At 66.3% G+C, this 1,147-nt stretch carries 1 protein-coding gene; it reads right to left on the reverse strand.

The annotated features are described in order from the left end of the window. Positions 1-25 precede the first annotated feature (25 nt). A partial coding sequence (purD, locus tag A2I95_RS40680; RefSeq protein ID WP_291737983.1) for a phosphoribosylamine--glycine ligase occupies positions 26-1,147 on the reverse strand: 1,122 nt, incomplete at its 5' end.

Below are 1,147 nucleotides of genomic sequence, written 5' to 3' on the forward strand. Positions count from 1 at the left end.
GGAGAGCCGCCGCCGGGACAGATGCTCAACCCAGCGCGCGCCAGCCGATGTCGCGGCGGAAAAACCCCAGCGGCCAATCAACCCCGTCAACCATCGCATAGGCGCGGTCGCGGGCCTCCTGCAGGGTTTCACCGCGGGCGGTCACGTTCAAAACCCGGCCGCCGGCTGCCAGCACCTTGCCGTTTTCAGCCTTGGTGCCGGCGTGGAAGACCATGTTGCTGCTGTCCTCGGGCAGGGCCTTCAGCCCCTTGATTTCCGACCCTTTTTGGTAAGACCCGGGATAGCCCTCAGCCGCCATCACCACCGTGATCGCATGATCGTCGCCCCAGTTCACCTGCGCCTCGGCCAGGCGGCCCTCAGCCGCAGCGTGCATCAGGTCCAGCGCCTGCGCGCCCAGCCGCATCATCAGCACCTGGCATTCCGGATCGCCAAAGCGGACGTTGTATTCCACCAGCCGCGGTTGCCCGTCCTTGATCATCAGACCGGCATAAAGCACGCCCTGATATGGCATGCCGCGCTCAGCCATCACCCGCATGGTGGGCTTGACGATCTCGTCCATCGCGCGGGCTTCGATCTCGGCGGTCAGCACCGGTGCCGGGGAATAGGCCCCCATGCCGCCGGTGTTGGGGCCGGTGTCGCCTTCACCCACGCGCTTGTGGTCCTGGGCAGAGCCGATCGCCAGCACGTCCTCACCGTCCACCAGCACAAACAAGGACGCCTCTTCGCCTTCCATGAACTCCTCGATCACCACCTCGGCGCCGGCCCCGCCAAAGGCGCCACCGAACATGTCGTCGATGGCGGCGATGGCTTCGTCCTCGGTCATCGCGATGATCACGCCTTTGCCGGCGGCCAGCCCGTCGGCCTTGACCACAGTGGGCGCGCCGTGATTGCGCACATGCGCCTTGGCGGCTTCTGCATCAGTGAAATGGCCATAGCCAGCGGTGGGCGCATTGGCTGCATCGCAGACTTCCTTGGTGAAGCTTTTGGAGGCTTCCAGCCTGGCCGCCGCTTCCGAGGGGCCAAAGACCAGCAATCCCGCCTCGCGCAGACGGTCGGCCACCCCTGCGGCCAGCGGCGCCTCCGGGCCGATGATCACGAAATCGATGGCGTTCTCTTCGGCGAAACCGGCGACCGCGCCGCCATCCTC

The sequence above is a fragment of the Leisingera sp. F5 genome (assembly GCF_001593695.1).